Source organism: Phaeobacter sp. JH204B (assembly GCF_048055755.1).
Classification (GTDB): Bacteria; Pseudomonadota; Alphaproteobacteria; order Rhodobacterales; family Rhodobacteraceae; genus Phaeobacter; species Phaeobacter bryozoorum.
Genome location: NZ_JAYMXF010000028.1, coordinates 40,198 through 58,854, shown reverse-complemented (window position 1 = coordinate 58,854; position 18,657 = coordinate 40,198). Strand labels below are relative to the sequence as shown.

The 18,657-nt window shown below is 62.7% G+C and carries 16 protein-coding genes; 9 read left to right on the top strand and 7 right to left on the bottom strand.

From position 1 onward, the window contains the following. Positions 1–58 precede the first annotated feature (58 nt). From glpK to panB, 3 genes are all read right to left on the bottom strand, one after another. Positions 59–1,543 carry a glycerol kinase GlpK gene (gene glpK / locus VXL81_RS16295; protein ID WP_340546391.1) on the bottom strand — a complete coding sequence of 495 codons (1,485 nt, stop codon included), beginning with the start codon at positions 1,541–1,543 and terminating at the stop codon, positions 59–61. A gap of 67 nt (positions 1,544–1,610) precedes the next feature. Beyond that, a complete protein-coding gene (gene panC, locus VXL81_RS16290; RefSeq protein ID WP_416534278.1) occupies positions 1,611–2,468 on the bottom strand; it encodes a pantoate--beta-alanine ligase in 858 nt (285 codons plus the stop codon). Positions 2,469–2,475: 7 nt separating this feature from the next. Further along, a complete protein-coding gene (gene panB, locus VXL81_RS16285; protein ID WP_416534277.1) occupies positions 2,476–3,339 on the bottom strand; it encodes a 3-methyl-2-oxobutanoate hydroxymethyltransferase in 864 nt (287 codons plus the stop codon). 161 nt (positions 3,340–3,500) lie between these two features. Here panB and VXL81_RS16280 point away from each other — a divergent pair, with 161 nt between their 5' ends. Further along, a complete protein-coding gene (locus VXL81_RS16280) occupies positions 3,501–4,979 on the top strand; it encodes an ABC transporter substrate-binding protein (RefSeq protein WP_416555176.1) in 1,479 nt (492 codons plus the stop codon). A gap of 71 nt (positions 4,980–5,050) precedes the next feature. Here VXL81_RS16280 and VXL81_RS16275 read toward each other — a convergent pair whose 3' ends face one another. After that, entirely contained in the window at positions 5,051–6,235 is a 1,185-nt protein-coding gene (locus VXL81_RS16275; RefSeq protein ID WP_416555174.1) for an acetoin utilization protein AcuC, read from the bottom strand. 195 nt (positions 6,236–6,430) lie between these two features. On the opposite strand from VXL81_RS16275, the gene VXL81_RS16270 reads away from it, so the two are divergent. From VXL81_RS16270 to VXL81_RS16250, 5 genes are all read left to right on the top strand, one after another. Continuing rightward, complete coding sequence (locus VXL81_RS16270; RefSeq protein WP_340546386.1) at positions 6,431–7,378, top strand: ABC transporter permease; 948 nt, start codon at positions 6,431–6,433, stop codon at positions 7,376–7,378. Between the two features lie 121 nt (positions 7,379–7,499). Then, positions 7,500–8,315 (top strand): ABC transporter permease, encoded by an 816-nt coding sequence (locus VXL81_RS16265; protein WP_340546385.1) that lies wholly within the window; start codon positions 7,500–7,502, stop codon positions 8,313–8,315. After that, a complete protein-coding gene (locus VXL81_RS16260; protein ID WP_340546384.1) occupies positions 8,312–9,919 on the top strand; it encodes a dipeptide ABC transporter ATP-binding protein in 1,608 nt (535 codons plus the stop codon). Before VXL81_RS16265 ends, VXL81_RS16260 begins: the two co-directional genes overlap by 4 nt. Next, positions 9,916–10,389: a GNAT family N-acetyltransferase gene (locus VXL81_RS16255; protein WP_260078801.1), complete on the top strand. Its 474-nt coding sequence runs from the start codon at positions 9,916–9,918 to the stop codon at positions 10,387–10,389. Before VXL81_RS16260 ends, VXL81_RS16255 begins: the two co-directional genes overlap by 4 nt. Then, the gene (locus tag VXL81_RS16250) at positions 10,382–11,839 is read left to right on the top strand and encodes an aldehyde dehydrogenase family protein (RefSeq protein ID WP_416555172.1); all 1,458 of its coding nucleotides are present in this window, start codon (positions 10,382–10,384) and stop codon (positions 11,837–11,839) included. The genes VXL81_RS16255 and VXL81_RS16250 overlap by 8 nt, the downstream gene beginning before the upstream one ends. 126 nt (positions 11,840–11,965) lie before the next feature. Here the strand turns inward: VXL81_RS16250 and pncB are convergent, their stop codons facing one another. The 3 genes from pncB to pncA form a co-directional block, all read right to left on the bottom strand. Continuing rightward, positions 11,966–13,255 carry a nicotinate phosphoribosyltransferase gene (pncB, locus tag VXL81_RS16245; protein ID WP_416555170.1) on the bottom strand — a complete coding sequence of 430 codons (1,290 nt, stop codon included), beginning with the start codon at positions 13,253–13,255 and terminating at the stop codon, positions 11,966–11,968. Between the two features lie 64 nt (positions 13,256–13,319). Then, on the bottom strand, positions 13,320–15,584 hold the full coding sequence (locus tag VXL81_RS16240) for an ATP-binding protein (protein WP_416555168.1): 2,265 nt from the start codon (positions 15,582–15,584) through the stop codon (positions 13,320–13,322). Positions 15,585–15,642: 58 nt separating this feature from the next. Continuing rightward, positions 15,643–16,248, bottom strand: a complete 606-nt coding sequence (gene pncA, locus VXL81_RS16235; RefSeq protein ID WP_416534269.1) for a bifunctional nicotinamidase/pyrazinamidase — start codon at positions 16,246–16,248, stop codon at positions 15,643–15,645. Positions 16,249–16,369: 121 nt separating this feature from the next. On the opposite strand from pncA, the gene VXL81_RS16230 reads away from it, so the two are divergent. The 3 genes from VXL81_RS16230 (at position 16,370) to VXL81_RS16220 (ending at position 18,637) form a co-directional block, all read left to right on the top strand. After that, the gene (locus VXL81_RS16230) at positions 16,370–17,284 is read left to right on the top strand and encodes a rhodanese-related sulfurtransferase (RefSeq protein WP_340546378.1); all 915 of its coding nucleotides are present in this window, start codon (positions 16,370–16,372) and stop codon (positions 17,282–17,284) included. Between the two features lie 165 nt (positions 17,285–17,449). After that, entirely contained in the window at positions 17,450–17,647 is a 198-nt protein-coding gene (locus tag VXL81_RS16225) for a hypothetical protein (protein WP_416534267.1), read from the top strand. Continuing rightward, positions 17,648–18,637 carry a Hint domain-containing protein gene (locus VXL81_RS16220; protein ID WP_416555166.1) on the top strand — a complete coding sequence of 330 codons (990 nt, stop codon included), beginning with the start codon at positions 17,648–17,650 and terminating at the stop codon, positions 18,635–18,637. Positions 18,638–18,657 lie beyond the last annotated feature (20 nt).

The window sequence follows — 18,657 nt, the reverse complement described above, 5'->3', positions numbered from 1 at the left end:
GGGCAGACACAGTCCACGACTGTGACGGAACAGGCGGGAGCGCCCGCCTGCGGCAATGTCAGACGCCGATCACTGCCTCAACCGCGCGTTTCCAGCGCCCATAGGCGGCGCTGCGCCGGTCTTCATCCATCGCCGGGGTGAATTGCTGATCCAGCGCCCAGGTCTCGGCAAACCCGGCCTGATCGGGATAGACACCGGCCCGCATCCCCGCCAGCCAGGCGGCCCCAAGCGCGGTGGTTTCCTGCATCACCGGCCGATCCACAGCCGCCCCCAACAGATCCGCCAGGCTCTGCATGGTCCAGTTGCTGGCACTCATGCCGCCATCCACCCGCAGGGTGACCAGACTCTCGCCTTGCCAATCCGCCCGCATCGCCTCCCAGAGGTCACGGGTCTGATAGGCCACGCTCTGCAACGCCGCGCGGGCAAATTCCGCAGGCCCCGAGCTGCGGGTCAGACCAAACATCCCGCCCCGGCAATCGGGTTTCCAATAAGGCGCACCAAGCCCGGTAAAGGCCGGTACCAGAATGACGTCCTGACCGGGATCGGCATTGCGCGCCAGCGCACCGCTCTCCTGGGCCGAGCCGATAATGCCCAAACCGTCGCGCAGCCATTGCACCGCCGCACCGGCGATGAAAATGGACCCCTCCAGCGCATAGGTCGGCGCGCCGTCCAGCTGATAGGCAATGGTGGTCAGCATCCGGTTCTGCGACACAACCGGCGTATCACCGGTGTTCAGCAGCGCAAAACAGCCCGTGCCATAGGTCGATTTCATCATCCCCGGCTGGAAACAGGCCTGCCCGATGGTGGCCGCCTGCTGATCGCCGGCAACCCCCAGAATGGCGATCTCGCCGCCGAGGAACTCTGCCTTGGTGGTGCCGAAATCTGCGGCACAATCCTTGACCTCCGGCAACATCCCGCGCGGCACCCCGAGAAAGCCGCAGATCTCGCTGCTCCAGCGCCCCTTGCGGATATCATACATCAGCGTCCGCGCCGCATTGGTCGCATCGGTCACATGGGAGGCGCCACCGGTCAGCCGCCAGATCAGAAAGCTGTCGACAGTGCCAAACAGCAGATCTCCCGCCTCGGCCCGGGCGCGGGCATCTGGCACAGTGTCCAGAATCCACTTCAGCTTGGTGCCCGAGAAATAGGGATCCAGCAGCAGCCCGGTTTTCTGGCGCACGCTGTCCTCGTGGCCCGCGGCGCGCAGCTCTTCGCAGATGGCGCTGGTGCGGCGGTCCTGCCAGACAATGGCATTGTGGACCGCCTTGCCGCTGTGGCGATCCCAGACCACCGTGGTTTCGCGCTGGTTGGTGATACCGATGCCGGCAATATCCGCCGCCTTGACGTCCTGCGCCTGCATCACCTGCCGACAGACATCCAGCGTCGTGCTCCACAGATCCTCCGGGTCATGCTCGACCCAGCCGGCCTGCGGAAAATGCTGCGGGAATTCCTGCTGCGCGGATCCCACCGCCTGCATCTTATCATCGAACAGGATCGCTCTGGTCGAGGTCGTGCCCTGATCAATCGCCAGAATATACGTCATCTTGCCCCTCCCCTGGGTCGTTTGGAGCAGAGATTAGACGTAAAACTGCGACCGCTACCAGCCCCTACTAATCATTTAGTTGATCAACCGCGATATTGTCGATCAACCGGATGCCATCCAGCCAGGCAGCCGCCAGCAGCCGGGCCGGGCGGTCGGGGCGGACAAGCGGGGCCAGCGTCTCGGCACAGCGCAGGTCCAGATATTCGATCTCGCCAAAACCGGCCGCGGCCAGTCGCGCACGCGCGCTCTCGACAAGCGCGCCAAACTCGGCCCCACCGCGCAGCTGCCCGGCCAGGTCGCTAAGCACCGGATAAAGCTGCCCCGCCTTGCCCAGCGCCTCGGCTGACAGGCGCATATTGCGCGAGGACATCGCCAGCCCGGAGGCTTCGCGCACCGTGGCACAGCCCTGCACGGTGATCGGAATATCCAGATCCCGCGCCATACGGGTGACCACCATCAGCTGCTGATAATCCTTCTCGCCGAAAAATGCCTGATCGGCGCCGCTTTGCAGGAACAGCTTCGCCACCACCGTCGCCACCCCGTCAAAATGGCCGGGGCGGAATTCGCCCTCCAGCACATCGGTCAGCCCCGCCACCGACACCGTGGTCGCATAGCCTTCGGGGTAGATCTGATCCGGGTCGGGCACATAGATGGCATCGACCCCGTAGGGCGCCAGTTTCTCCGCGTCGGTCAGTTCAGTGCGCGGATATTTGGCCAGATCCTCGGCATTGTTGAACTGTTTGGGGTTCACAAAAATGGTGACGATCACCCGGTCACAAGCTGCCTTGGCCGCCGCCACCAGTGACAGATGACCGTCATGCAGCGCCCCCATGGTGGGCACCAGGCCGATACGCGCGCCCTCGCGGCGCCAGTCGGAATGCAGCGCACGCAATTCGCTCAGGCGGCGCAGGATCGGAGCAGTCATGATGGGATCAGTCCTTTTGCGGGGCCTTGGCCGGTGCCGCCGTCGTCGGTGCCGGGGCCTGGTCTGCAAATACATGTTCAGCCGCCGGGAAGCTCCGCGCGCGCACCTCGGCTGCATACTCGGAAATCGCCGCCTCTGCCAAGGGGCCGAGATCGGCATAACGTTTCACGAATTTCGGCTTAAAGGCGGTAAAGAATCCCAGCATGTCATCGACAACCAGAATCTGACCGTCACAGTCGGCACTGGCCCCGATACCGATGGTCGGAATCGCCACCTCAGCGGTGATCCGATCGGCCAGCCCCTGCGGCACCTTTTCCAGCACCACGGAAAACGCGCCTGCATCCGCCACCGCATGAGCATCCGCCAGCACGGCATCGGCCTGCGCGTCGCGGCCCTGCACCTTGTAGCCCCCCAGCGTGTTGATCGACTGCGGCGTGAGGCCGATATGCGCCATCACCGGGATGCCGCGCTTCACGAGAAAGCGGATGGTCTCGGCCATCTCGACACCGCCCTCCAGCTTGACCGCCCCGGCGCCGGTTTCAGCCATCAGCCTTGCGGCATTGCGAAACGCCTGCTGCGGACCTTCCTCATAGCTGGCAAAGGGCATGTCGATGACCATCATCGCCTGTTTCAATCCGCGCGCCACCGCCTGCCCGTGCAGGATCATCATCTCCATCGTGACGCCAAGCGTCGAGGGCAAACCGTGCAGCACCATGCCAACGCTGTCGCCGACCAGCACAAAATCGCAATGCGCGTCCATCAGCTGCGCCATCGGCGTGGTATAGGCCGTGAGGCTCACCAGCGGGGTGCCGCCTTTGCGGGCGCGGATATCCTCGGCATTGGGTGCCATTTTGCGGGCCGTTGCACTCATGATGCTGTCCTCTCCGTTCGCATTGCGCACCGCTAGCAATTTACGCTGCGCGCTTCTAGGGGGCGAAATGTCCCGCTAACCTTGATTACCTGACGGAAAACGCGGAACAGTTTTCCGAAAGGTCACAAAATGCGGCCACCACCCAGAGGGAGAGACCACCAATGACACGATTGCCATTCCTGTTTGCTGCCAGTTCCGCACTGTCCATTCTGGCGGGGGCGGCTGCGGCGCGAGAGACCGTCACCGTGGCCCTGCAGCTGGAACCGCCGCATCTGGACCCCACCAGCGCTGCCGCCGGGGCCATTGATCAGGTGCTCTATTCCAACGTCTTTGAAGGGCTCACCCGCTTCATGGGCGATGGCTCGGTTGTACCCGGTCTCGCCGAGAGCTGGAAAATCTCCGAGGATGGGCTGACCTACACCTTCTCTCTGCACAAGGACGTCCGCTTTCACGATGGCTCCACGATGGACGCCGAGGATGTGAAATTCAGCCTTGATCGCGCCCGCGCCGAGGATAGCACAAATGCCCAGAAGGCGCTGTTTGCAGATATCGCCAGTGTTGATGCGGTCGATCCGCTCACCGTCAGGCTGACCCTGTCGCAGCCCAACGGTATGATGCTGTTCAACCTCGCATGGGGCGATGCCGTCATCGTGGCCCCCGAAAGCATCGAGAGCATCAAGACCATGCCCGTCGGCACCGGGGCCTTTGCCTTTGATGGCTGGGTTCAGGGCGACCGGATAGATCTTGTGCGCAACCCGGATTACTGGGGCACGCCCGCCATGCTGGACGGAGCAACCTTCAAATTCATCTCCGATCCCACGGCGGCCTTTGCGGCGATGATGGCCGAAGATGTCGATGCCTTCTCCAGTTTCCCCGCGCCGGAAAACCTGCCCCAGTTTGAGGCCGACCCGCGTTTTCAGGTGCTTGTCGGCTCCACCGAGGGCGAGACAATCCTGTCGATCAACAACAAACAGGCGCCCTTCGACAATCCCAAGGTCCGCGCCGCCGTCGCCCATGCGATCGACCGTCAGGCCATCATTGATGGTGCGATGTTCGGCTACGGCACGCCGATTGGCAGCCATTTCGCACCACATCACCCCGCCTATGTCGATCTGACCGGCAGCAGCGCCTATGACCCGGAGAAATCCCGCGCCCTCCTGGCCGAGGCAGGTCTGGCCGATGGCTTCACCACCACGCTGCACCTGCCGCCGCCCTCATATGCGCGCCGGGGCGGGGAAATCATCGCCGCCCAGCTGGCCGAGGTCGGCATCACCGCAGAGATCATCAATGTGGAATGGGCGCAGTGGCTGGAAACCGTGTTCCGGGGCAAAAGCTTTGGCCTCTCCATCGTCAGCCACACGGAGCCGATGGATATCGGCATCTATGCCCGCCCCGATTACTACTTCCAGTATGACAATGTCGCCTTCCAGCAGCTGATGACGGATCTCTCGGGCACCACCGATCCCGACACCCGGACAAAGATGCTGCAACAGGCGCAGGAGATCATCGCAAACGACTATGTGAATGGCTTCCTGTTCCAGCTGGCATCGCTGAGCGTGGCCAAGGCGGATCTGCAAGGTCTCTGGGCCAATGCCCCCACACAGGCCACCGACCTGACGGCGGTCAGCTGGGCAAAATAGACCATTCCCCCAGTGTTAGAGACTGAATAACAGCGCCCCAGACCGGGGCGCTGTTGCCGTTTGCTCAGGCCTCAGCGCAGCCCCCGCCGCCTGCGCAGCAGCGTCACAGCCTCGCGGATCTGATCGCGCACGGGGCCGGGGCGCGGTTCATCGCGCAACGTGGTGAACCAATGCTCCGGCGGGTTGCGCCCCAGTCGGTGCCCCTTGAACTCCAGCCCGCGCAGCACCCCCTCGGCCGCCGGTGGCAGACGCTCGGGGATCTGATGCCCGTTCAGGGTCGCCCAGACCCCGGTCCACAGCCGCCCGACGGACCATGGATTATAGCCACCGCCACCCAGCACCAGATAGCGCGGCGCAAGCGGGCGCAGCGCCGCCACCACCGACCAATGCGCGTTGTTGGACAGATCCAGATGCGCCAAAGGATCCTCGGTGACCGCATCCGCCCCGCATTGCAGGACCACCGCATCAGGCGCGAAATCCGCCACCGCCGGTAGGATCAGCTCTTCCAGCACATAGCCCATCTCGCTGTCATTGAACCCGCGCGGCACCGGCAGATTCAGCGCGCTTCCACCTGCGTCATCGTCCAGCCGACCAGTCTTCGGCCAGAGGTTCTCCTCATGAGTGGAGATCATCAACACATCGGGATCCCCCGCAAACCCATGCTCGACCCCATCGGCATGATGGGCATCAATATCGACATAGGCGATCCGCTCTGCGCCGTGATGGCGCAGTGACAGCATCGCCAGCACCGGGTCGTTCAGATAACAGAACCCATTCGCCCGATCCGGCATCCCGTGATGGGTGCCACCGGCCGGATTGTAGATCACCCCACCATGTGCGAGCTGCTCACCGGCCAGAATAGATCCGCCGGCAGCCGTGGCCGGCCTGCGAAAAATCTCGGGGAACACCGGGTTGGAAATGGTGCCGATGTGATGGCGTGCCTTGACCTCATCGCTGACAGCCTGCGCCTGCTCGGCAGCCTGAAGCGCCGCGATATACTCAGCGCTGTGCCAGCGCCGAAGGGCGGCCGGCTTTGCCCGGGGAGAGACCTGATACTGCGCCGCAGGCAGCCAGCCCAGCGCCCGTGTCAGATCCATCACCGTTGAGACCCGCGGCACCCGCAACGGATGCGCACGCCCGTAGCTGGAACCACGGTAAATCTCCGAGCCGATAAAAACCGGCGCCTCCAGCGCCTTTGGAACGGACCTTGTCCGAGCAGGATCAGACAGTGAAATGGCGGCGGCTCTCGGTGTCATGCGACCAGAGATAGCCCGGAACCGCGCGTCGCCAAACCCCGTATCTGCAACCGACGCGACAGCTGCGCGATAGCCGCACGCCTTCGCCTAATGCGATCCTGCCAGACAACTGGAAAACAATGCCTTTGACGATTTATCAAGGTCGATGCCCGCCCGCTCTGGACCCCCGCCCAGCGCCCCCCTAACCTGCCGCCAATGGGACGCTATATCGCCAAACGCCTACTGTCGCTGATCGTCAGCCTTGTCATCGCCTCTTGGGTGATCTTCTTCGTCATCGAGATTGCACCGGGCGATCCGGCCTCCTTCATGCTGGGAATCAACGCACAGCCCGACACGATCGCTGCGCTGCGCAGCGAACTGGGCTTGGACGAGGGGAAATTCGCCCGCTACATCAGCTGGTTCACCGGCATGTTGCAGGGCGATTTCGGCACCTCCTATACCTATCGCACACCGGTGGCCCAGATGGTTGCGGATCGGCTCTGGGTCTCGCTGCCGCTTGCGATCTATGCGCTGACACTCTCGACACTGATTGCCTTGCCCGCAGGCATCTATGCCGCCGCGCGCCGGGGCAAATCAGGGGATATTGCCGTGATGGGCGCAACCCAGCTGGGGGTCGCTGTCCCGAACTTCTGGTTTGCGATGATGCTGGTGCTGGTGTTTGCCATCAATCTGCGCTGGTTCAGCGCCGGCGGGTTTGTCGGCTGGGAGGCCGGCCCGCTGGCCGCGCTGCATTCCCTCACCCTGCCCGCCATTGCGCTGGCCCTGCCGCAGGCGGCTATTCTGGCCCGCGTCATGCGCTCGGCTCTCTTGGATATTCTGGGCGAGGATTTCATCCGCACCGCCCGCGCCAAAGGGTTGAGCCAGCGGCAGGCTCTGTGGCGTCACGGGCTGCGCAATGCGCTGATCCCGGTGCTGACCATCATCGGGTTACAGTTTTCCTTCCTCCTTGCCGGCGCGATCATCATTGAACAGGTGTTCTACCTGCCGGGTCTGGGGCGGCTGGTGTTTCAGGCGATCTCTGCCCGCGATCTGATCGTGGTGGAAAGCGTCGTGATGCTTCTGGTCTTTGCGGTGATCCTGGTGAATTTCCTTGTCGATCTGACCTATGCGCTGGTCGACCCAAGACTGCGGGGGCGCGGATGACAAACCACATGTCCCGCACATGCCCGGCACAGCCGGGCAGCGCCCGACCCTCCCCCCGGGAGGGCGCTTTGCACCCACCCAGGGTCGGACGCAAGCCACTCCGCGACACCCGAGGACCCCGATGACCCGTAGTCTCATCCTTGGTGGTGTCCTGTCCGCACTGGTTCTGCTGGCAGCACTGCTGTCGTTCATCTGGACGCCTTACGACCACACCGCGATGAACATCCCCGCCAAGCTGCAAGCCCCAAACGCCATACACTGGCTCGGCACCGATCACTTTGGCCGCGATATCCTGTCGATGATCATGGTTGGCGCACGCACCTCGATTGCGGTGGCACTGGTGGCGGTGGGCATCGGCATGGGGCTCGGCGTGCCGCTTGGCCTCGCCGCGGCAGCCAAACGCGGCTCCTGGCTGGACGAAGGCATCATGCGGGCCAATGATCTGGTCTTTGCCTTCCCGTCGCTGGTGATCGCCATCCTGATCACCGCCATCCTTGGCGCCGGTGCGATCAATGCGATCATCGCCATCGGCATTTTCAACATCCCCGTCTTTGCCCGCGTCACCCGTGGCGCGGCGCTGTCGCTCTGGCAGCGGGAGTTCATTCTGGCCGCCCGCGTCGCAGGCAAGGGCGCGACCAGGATTTCAGCCGAACATATCCTGCCCAATGTCGCCAACCTGCTGATCGTGCAGGGCACCATCCAGTTCTCGCTTGGCATTCTGGCCGAGGCGGGGCTCAGCTACGTCGGCCTTGGCGCACAACCGCCGGTGCCCAGCTGGGGCCGGATGCTGGCCGATGCGCAGACCATGGTCAGCCTCGCCCCCCATATGGCGCTGGTGCCGGGCTGCGCGATCATCCTCACCGTTCTGGGGCTAAACCTGATGGGGGACGGGCTGCGCGACTGGCTGGACCCGAAATTGCAGGGAGGTCGCGCGTGACCCTGCTTGAGATCACCAACCTCTCGCTCTCCATCGGGACCTTCCCGATCCTGCGTGATGTCTCCCTGTCGGTAGATCCGGGCGAGATCCTAGCCATCACCGGCGAAAGCGGGTCCGGCAAATCCCTGACCGCGCTGACCATCCTGCGGCTTCTGCCCAATTGCACCCGCCTCTCCGGGCATCTGAGCCTTGAGGGCCAGGACCTGCTGGCGCTGAGCGAAGAGCAGATGTGCGATCTGCGCGGGCGCAAGATTGGCATGGTGTTTCAGGAGCCGATGACCGCGCTCAACCCGGTGCAGAGCATTGGCGATCAGGTGATGGAAACCCTCCTGCTACACAGCAGCGTGACCAAAGCCGAAGCCGAAGCAGAGGCGCGCAGCCTGCTGGACCGGGTGGGCCTGCCCGCCGAACGCTTCCCGCTCAGCCGGTATCCGCACGAGCTGTCCGGTGGCCAGCGCCAGCGCGTGGTCATCGCCATGGCCATCGCCATGCGGCCGGCGCTGCTGATCGCAGATGAGCCGACAACCGCGCTGGATGTGACAACACAGGCGCAGATCCTCGACCTGCTGCGCGATCTGGTGCGCGACTACGGTATGGGGATGATCATCATCACCCATGATCTGGCGGTGGTGGCTGATATGGCCGACCAGATCGTCGTCATGCGAAAAGGCGAAGTGGTCGAGACCGGCAGCACGACGCAGCTTCTTGCCAATCGCCGTCATCCCTATACGCAGAAACTCTTTGCCGCCTCGAACCATCAGGCCGCCCTGCCCCCGGTGGTGGATACCGACCCGCAGGACACCCCCCTTCTGGAGGTGCGCGACGCGGTGCGCGACTATCCCCTGCCACGCAAACGCCTGTTTGCGCCAGCAGACCATATGCGCGCGGTGGATCACGTCAGCTTTGCCCTGCATCGTGGCGAACGGCTGGGTCTGGTGGGCGAATCCGGCTGCGGGAAATCCACCCTGACCCGCGCCATTCTGGGGCTGGAACCGCTGCAAGGCGGCGAGATCCTGCTGGATGGCACCCCGCTGTCGCCCAGGGGGTTGAGCGCCGAGCAGCGGCGTAAGATGCAGGTGGTGTTCCAGGATCCCTTTGGCAGTTTCAACCCCCGCCACCGCGTCGCACGGCTGATCACCGAACCCTTCCACGGCGTTCCAGACGCCCCCAGTGGGCAAGACCGGGACGATCGCGTGGCTGAGGCACTAAGTGCCGTTGGCCTCAACCCCGAGGACGCAGGCCGCTATATCCACCAGTTTTCCGGCGGGCAGCGCCAGCGCATCGCCATTGCCCGCGCGCTCATCACCCGGCCGGAGCTGATCCTGTTTGACGAAGCGGTCTCGGCGCTGGATGTCTCCGTGCGGGCGCAGATCCTTGACCTTCTGGCAGAGCTCTGCACCTCCTATGGGCTCAGCTATCTGTTCATCAGCCATGACCTGCATGTGGTGCGCAGCATGACCGACCGCTGTCTGGTCATGCAAAAGGGTCAGATCGTCGAACACGGCAGGACAGAAGATCTGTTTGCCAATCCGCAACATCCATATACGACATCTCTGATCGCAGCCGCTCCGGTGCTACCCGATCTGAAAACGGGGGCTGCATGAGCTTTAGACTGACCTTGATCCTGCCGCGCGAACGGGCGCGGCTGGCAGCGGCGCTGACCCGCTACTACTCCGAAATTGCCCCGGACCTGCGGATCGACCCCAGTGAGCGCGCAGGCCAGATGCTGCACCGCAAGGATGTGACGGCGTTCTGGATCCGCCAGGAGCAGGACCGCATCGGGTTTGCCATCGTGCTCAACCTGCCCGATGATCGCCGTGAACTGTCGGAATTTGCCATTGATCCGGCCTATCGCAGGCAGGGGTACGGCCATGCCGCGGCCAGCCTGATCTTTGCCGAATTTCCGGGGTATTGGCGAATGGGCATTTCCGCAGGCTCGCCCAATGCAGTGGCGTTCTGGGGCACCTGTCTCAGCGCCGTGAAGGGGGTCGAGCAGCTGCGTGAAGGCGCGCCTTTTACCGAGCATCAGATCAAGAGTTACAGTTTCCACATCGCAGGAGCCCAGAATGACTGACGCAGCGCCGCTTTGGTTTGATCCCGCACTCTGCCTGATCGGTGGCAGCTGGCAGGCCCCTGCCGGGGGCGGAACGCTTCCCCTCACGAACCCGTCTGATGGCAATATCCTCTGCCAGATTGCCCGTGGTGACTCCCGCGACATTGACGCCGCGGTTGCCGCTGCCCGCACCGCTCTGAATGGTGTTTGGGGAGAGATGACCGCCACCGAACGCGGGCGGCTTCTGACCCGGATGGGCCAGATGGTGCTGGAACGGGTCGATACCCTCGCCCAGCTGGAGGCACTGGACGTCGGCAAGCCACTGGCACAGGCGCGGGCGGATGCGGTGGCGCTGGCGCGGTATCTGGAATTCTACGGCGGCGCGGCCGACAAACTGCATGGCGAGACCATCCCCTATCAGGCCGGTTATACCGTCTACACCCTGCGCGAACCCCATGGGGTCACCGGTCATATCGTACCCTGGAACTACCCGATGCAGATCATTGGCCGTTCTGTCGGTGCCGCGCTGGCAATGGGCAATGCCTGCGTCCTGAAACCCGCCGAGGAAGCCTGCCTGACCGCGCTCGCCTTTGCCCATATCGCGGTGGAGGCCGGGCTGCCCGCAGGCGCGCTGAACGTGGTTCCGGGCATCGGCGCCGAGGCTGGCGCGGCGCTGGCGGGGCATCCGGGTGTTGATCATATCTCCTTTACCGGGTCGGTCAGAACCGGCGCGCTGGTGCAACAGGCGGCAGGGGCCAATGTGGTGCCGGTCACGCTGGAACTGGGTGGGAAGTCTCCGCAGCTGGTGTTTGACGATGCCGATCTGGAGGCCGCCCTGCCGTTTCTGGTGAACGCAGGGATCCAGAACGCAGGCCAGACCTGTTCCGCCGCTTCGCGCATTCTGGTGCAACGGGGCGTCTATGATCAGGTGCGCGCCGCCATGGCCGAGGCCTACAGCCGGCTGACCGTGGGGCCGGCCCTGTCCGACCTGCGTCTGGGACCGCTGATTTCCGCCCGGCAGAAAGAGATCGTCGAGGGCTATCTGGCGCAGGGCGCCGACCTCACGATTGCGGCGCAGGGTGTGCTGAGTGAGGCGGCCAGCGACAAAGGCGCCTATGTGCGCCCAACCCTGTTTGCAGATGTTGCGGCGGATCATCCGCTGGCGCAGGACGAGGTATTCGGCCCGGTGCAGGTGCTGATCCCATTTGAGGATGAGGCAGAGGCGGTCCGGATTGCCAACAGCACCGACTACGGGCTGGTTGCGGGCATCTGGACCCGCGACGGCGCCCGCCAGATGCGGCTGGCCAAGCGCCTGCGCGCGGGTCAGGTCTTCCTCAACAACTATGGCGCCGGTGGCGGGGTTGAGCTGCCCTTTGGCGGGGTGGGCAAATCGGGCCATGGCCGCGAAAAAGGCTTTGAAGCGCTCTACGGGTTTTCGCAGCTGAAAACGGTTGCGGCCTATCACGGCTAGGCCGACGCCCGCGATCAAGGTCAGCAGGACTCACCCATTGTTTCGCGTGCGAAACATTGGGGCAGATCTATTGCCGCAACTTATTGGGAAATCCGCGCCCAACGCCCCCAGATGGGCGAAGTATTTCTAGACTATTACCGCCTGGCTTTGCTGTTCACCGACACCAAACACCCGCTTGTAACGGTCGATTTCAGCCTGCGGGCCCATCGCCTTTTCCGGGTTGTCGGAGAGTTTGACGGTGGGGCGGCCATTGGCCGACACCGCCTTGCACACCAGGGAGAACGGCGCGAGGCCGTCATCCGGCACCAGCCCGCGGAAGTCATTGGTCAGCAGCGTGCCCCAGCCAAAGGACACTTTGGTGCGGCCTGAAAACTGCGCATGCAGTTCCTTGATCTTGGCAACATCCAACCCGTCGGAGAAGATCACCCGTTTGTCCTGCGGGTCCTCGCCCCGCTCCTGCCACCAGCGGATCGCGGTTTCGGCGCCGCTTGCGGGATCGCCGCTGTCGATACGGATGCCAGTCCAGCCCGCCAGCCAGTCCGGCGCGCGATCCAGGAAACCCCGGGTGCCATAGGTATCGGGCAGGATGATGCGCAGATTGCCTTCATGCTCGTCATGCCAGTCGGACAGCACATCATAGGGGGCCTGCGCAAGTGCGACATCATCTTCGGCCAGCGCGGAATAGACCATCGGCAGCTCATGGGCGTTGGTGCCAATAGCCTCGACCTCGCGGCGCATGGCAATCAGGCAGTTCGAGGTACCGGTGAATTTATCGCCCAGCCCCTCCATCATCGCCTGCACGCACCAGTCCTGCCAGAGAAACCCATGACGGCGGCGGGTGCCGAAATCGGCGATGCTGAGGCCGTCTATGTCGCGCAGCTGTTCAATCTTTTCCCAGACCCGGGTCATGGCGCGGGCATAGAGCACCTGGAGTTCAAACCGGCCCATGCTGTTGATCACCGCGCGGCTGCGCAGTTCCATAAGGACCGACAGGGCCGGGATTTCCCAGAGCATGACCTCGGGCCATTTGCCTTCAAACGTCAGTTCGTATTGGTCGCCCTTGCGCTCCAGCTCATAGGGCGGCAGGCGCAAACCCTCGAACCACTCCATGAAATCGGAGCGGAACATCTGGCGCTTGCCGTAGAACGTATTGCCGCGCAGCCAAGTGCTTTCGCCACGCGACAGCGATAGCGAGCGGATGTGGTCGAGCTGTTCGCGCAGCTCGCCTTCGTCGATCAGATCGGCCAGCGGGATATGTTTGGATCGGTTGATCAGCGAGAAGCGGACATTGGTGTCGCGGCGATTGCGATACACCGACTGGCACATCAGCAGTTTGTAAAAATCGGTGTCGATCAGCGAGCGCACGATCGGATCGATCTTCCACTTGTGGTTATAGACGCGGGTTGCAATGTCCACAGGCGGCCTCATCCATCGTGTTTCAATGGTTGATAAAACAGGCCGCAGCCAGGAGCAAAGGAAATCAGACTGCTGCGCGACGACCCTGAGGAAGGCTGTGTTTGCACAGAACCGCAAGCAGGTCATCGCGGTTGATCGGCTTGCTGAGGAAATCATCCATGCCGGCGGACAGGCAGGCCTCGCGATCGGAATCAAAGGCATTGGCCGTCAGTGCCGCAATGACAGGCTGGCGGATCTCCATCTCGCGGATCATGCGGGTGGCCTCCAGCCCGTTCATCACCGGCATCGACATATCCATCAGAATGACATCGGGATCAAACTCCGGCGTTTTCTCGACCGCCTCGGCGCCATCCACGGCAAATTCCAGCGTAACCGGTTCGTCCTGAAGGTATTTCTCAACCAGGAGGCGGTTGATCCTGTTGTCCTCAGCGACGAGGATACGCATCCCCTGCAAACAGCCTTCTTCCTGCGGGATGATGCCGTCGGTGTCGGACAGGGCGGAGCCAATGGCAGGCTGCATGCGCAGGTGGACGGAAAAACAGGCCCCTTTGCCAAGGTCAGAGGTCACGTCGATCTCACCGCCCATCGCCTCGCACAGGAGGCGCGATATGGTGAGGCCAAGACCGGTGCCGCCAAACCGCCGCGTGATCGCCGCATCGGCCTGAGAGAAGCGTTCAAAGATCTGATCCTGCTTGTCCTTGGCGATGCCGATGCCTGTATCGGTGACCGAGAAACGCAGGCGCAGCCGGTCGCCCGCCTGCGTGGTGGCCACCGCGACGCGAACGCCGCCGGTCTCGGTGAATTTCACCGCATTGCCGACCAGATTCAGCAAGACCTGGCGCAGGCGCCGATCGTCGCCATTGATCAGCCGGGGCACGTCCGGCGCGATATCGAGATCAAGGCTGATGCCCTTCTCCTGCGCCTGCGGTTCAAACAGCTTCAAGGTTTGCTGGAAACAGGTGCGCAGATCAAAATCAACCTCGCTCAGGATGACCTCGCCCGCGTCCATCTTCGAGAGATCAAGCACATCGTTGATCAGCGACAAAAGGGTGCGGGCCGAGCCGAGGATCGTATCGGCATAGAGCTTTTGCTCGTCATCCAGATTGGTCCGTTCCAGCATCTGCGCCATGCCGATAACCCCGTTCATCGGGGTGCGGATCTCATGGCTCATGGTGGCGAGGAATTCGGATTTCACCCGCGCGCCCTCCTCCGCGGCGATGCGGGCATCCTTCAGCTGCTGTTCGTATTGTTTGGAGGCGGTGATATCACGTTCGACGGCAATGATGGTCTCCACCGTCCCGTCGTCGCGCAGCATCGGCACCTGATTGGTCTCCAGCCACAGACGCTGACCATCCTTGCGACGATTGCAGATCTCAAGCCGAAACGGTTTGCCGGTGGCGCGCCCCTTCTCCAGTGCCTTGACCACCGCCATATCGGTGTCTTCACCGTTCAGCAGCTCACCCGGCATCCTGCCAATCGCCTCATCGTAGCGGTAGCCGGTGATCCGGGTGAACGCCTCATTGACCCATGTGATCCGCCCCTCCTGATCCATGAGGAAGACGCTGTCGTTGGCATTCTCGGCCACCAGAGCAAGCTGTTGGGATTGCAGCTGCTGGGCCTGTAGCTTGGCGTTGATCTTGGCCAGCTGCTTATGTTGCAGGGCCATCGCCAGGGTGTTTTTCCGGCTGCGGGTGTAGCGACCTGCGATAAAGCTGACGAAGAAGAAGACGCTGACATAGAGCACGCCCAGACCGGCGAATTGAAAGGATTGCACCTCGATCACGGCAGTGCTGTGATCGGCAAGGGTTTCAATCGCGATGCTGACCAGAGGTGTCAGCGAATAGACCACCAGCCGCACGATACCGGCAGAGATCTGATAGGGCAGGATCACCGTGGCATTGATGGCGGCCCCGACCAGGATACCGACGGTGAACAGCGGCGTGGCATGGGCCTGATGCAGGTGGTTTTCCGCGTGGATGAAATACGATGGTGAACAGGCCAGAAAGGAGAGGGAAACCGCCTGCACCCCAGCGGTGAGGCTGCTGATGGCCAGCACGCGCTTATAGGGGGCATTATCCGCAATCGGCGTTGCCCTCATAAGGTAGAGCGTATCAACCAGGTCGCCGAGAAACGCGACCACAAAGACCAAGAGACCAGCCATTGGCGATATCAGCAGACCGATTAGCGCCGACAGCCCTGCCATGATCAGCTGGCGGAACGCAAAATACCGGCACCGCCCATCCGCATATCGGTTGAGCAGCCCGCGCTGGCTGTATCGCCTGCTATAGGTTTCTAGCGGCCCAGTGTTGAGCGCATCGGCCTGCGGCATCTCTTTGCAAGGTCCCTGATGACGACGAGTCTCTGAATATCGTCAATTCGTTAATAACTTACCCAAAGGCACCAACCAGCCGCACGCCTGCCGATTGCATATGCGTCACTGCGGTTGTCAGAGAGCCATCCAGATCAATCGCGCGGCAGGCTGTCAAATCCACTGTCACGTCGTAGCCCAAACGGGCGGCATCCAGTGCCGAAAATGCGACACAAAAATCGGTGGCAAGCCCGACCAGCGTCAGATCGCGGATGCTGCGGTCCTGCAGATAGCCGTGCAATCCGGTGGGCGTGCTCTGGTCGTTTTCAAAGAACGCCGAATAGCTGTCGATATGACGGCGGTAACCCTTGCGCAGAATCAGGTCGCCACGCAGGTCCAGATCCGGGTGGAACTGCGCCCCGGCGCTGTCGATCACGCAGTGATCGGGCCAGAGCACCTGCGGGCCATAGGGCATGTCGATGCTGTCATAGGCGGCAGCGTCGCGGTGTTGCGAAGCAAAGGAACTGTGGTTGGCCGGGTGCCAGTCCTGTGTCATCAGCACTGCGTCGTAGTCAGGCATCATCGCATTGATCGGCGCCACGACCTGATCCCCGTCCGGCACCGCCAGGGCACCGCCGGGGCAGAAATCCAGCTGAACATCAATCACGATCAGGGCTTTGGTCATCGGGTTCTCCACGTCTTGCCTGACAGGGGTACGCCCCCTGCGCCCACCCGTCAACAAAGCTGCGGCGATGCGGCATTCCACGACCTTGCAGCGCCTTGCCTGGTTGGTGTAGAGCGGCGCCATGTATACGATTGCCGCTCTCTACCACTTCACCCGTTTCGACGATCCCGCCGCTCTGAAACCGGCGCTTCTGGCCCTTTGCGAGGCGCAGGGGGTCAGGGGCTCATTGCTGCTGGCGCAGGAAGGCATCAACGGCACCATCGCTGGCCCGCGCGCCGGGATTGATGCGGTGCTGGCCCATATCAAGGCGCTGCCCGGTTGCAGCGATCTTGAATGGAAGGAAGCCACCAGCGACAAGCCCCCCTTTGGCAAGATGAAGGTGCGGCTGAAGAAAGAGATTGTCACCATGGGCCAGCCGGACATCGACCCGCGTGCCCGCGTCGGCCATTACGTGGAGCCGGAAGACTGGAACGATCTGATCCGCTCGGATGATGTGGTTGTGATCGACACCCGCAATGACTACGAGGTTGCCATCGGCACCTTCGAAGGCGCGATCGACCCCAAGACCGAGAGCTTCCGCGAATTTCCGGCCTGGTGGGAACAGAACAAGGACCGGTTCCACAACAAGCGTGTTGCGATGTTCTGCACCGGTGGCATCCGCTGCGAGAAATCCACCAACTTCCTGATTGGTCAGGGCGTGGAGGATGTCTATCACCTGAAAGGTGGTATCCTGCGCTATCTTGAGGAGATGCCGCAGGAAGACAGCAGCTGGACCGGCGAATGTTTCGTCTTTGACAGCCGGGTGTCCGTCGGACACGGGTTGCAGGAAGGTCCGCATGAGCTGTGCAACGGCTGCCGCAGGCCCATTCTGCCAGAGGACAAATCCAATCCGGCCTTTGAGCAGGGGGTGTCCTGCCATCTCTGTATCAATGAGACCTCTGAGGCCGACAAGGCCCGGTTCCGCGAGCGGCAGAAACAGATGAGACTGGCGCGGGAACGCGGCGACGACCACCTGGGCCATCTGCCGCTGCGCTGAGGCCAGCGTCGGCCGCCGCGATACCGATCACATCGCCACTGATCTGCGCATTTACGGGCCCCTTTTCGGCGGCGCTGCGTGGAGTCGCGCAAAAACTGTTTGGCGAAACGCCACACTCGCCTAAAGTAATTGGTAACCATGATTAAAGAGTGAGCCGGGTGAGTGATGGCGACGCGCAAGAACCAAGACTTCTGTTCCGATCTGAGAACACGCTGCGGCACAGAGGTGGACGCGGCGGAGCGGCAGTTGGCCGAGGCTGAGCTTGGCTCCGGGGCGATACGGTACAAGCTCAATCCGGCAGGGCTGCGCCATCTGTTCAAATCGCTGTCGCAAGACGATAGCGGATCGCAGGGGCAGAGCTAGATGCCACAGTATACCGTCACAGCCTTCAATTGGAGCGCGGCTGGCTACAACGCCCAGTACAATACATCCTATACCGCGACGCTGGATGACGATGACGGGGCCTATCAGGGCGGTGCCGACGGCAACGAGAGCATCAGCATCAACGGGGGCGCCTTCGGCGGATCTGTAGGGGAGCCTTACGCCATTGACGTCTCCTTTACCGACACCGGCGGCACCCCCCATGTCGAGACCTTCTATTTCTTCAACACCGGCGGCAGCTGGTATTTTGTCCCCGGCCCGGGTTCTGAATTCACCGTTGGTGCGACGCTTGGCAGTTACCAGAGCCACACCACGGGCTGGAATTATTCCGAGATCACCTGTTTTGTCCGCGGCACCCTGATCGAAACCGAACGGGGTCGGGTGGCTGTCGACTCCCTGACCGTCGGTGATCGCGTGCTGGTCGCTGATGGCAGCTACCGGCCGCTGCGTATGGTGATGAGCCGCGCGCTGACGGCGGATGCGCTGCGCGCCAACCCCAAGCTGCGCCCGGTCAGGATCACCGCCGGGGCGCTGGGGCATGGTCTGCCGATGCGCGATCTTCTGGTGTCTCGGCAGCATCGCATGTTGGTTTCGTCAAAGATCAGCGAACGGATGTTTGCCGACGCCGATGTGCTCGTCGCCGCCGTGCGGCTGACCGAGCTGCCAGGTATTGATATCGAGCACACCTGCGAGCCGGTGGAGTATTTCCACCTGTTGTTCGACAGGCATGAGGTGATTTTTGCCGAGGGTGCCCCGACCGAGAGCCTGTATACCGGTGCCGAAGCGCTGAAGGCGCTGACGCCGGAGGCCTATGAAGAGGTCACCCTGCTGTTTCCCGAGCTGCTTGCGCCGCAGGCCGCATGCAGCTCGGCCTGCCATATCCCCAGTGGCAGACAGCAACGCCGGTTGGTGGCGCGGCATCTGAAAAACAACAAGCCCATTCTCGCAGGCGGCGCCGTCGCAGTGCCATAAGCATCGCACAGGTGAAGTTG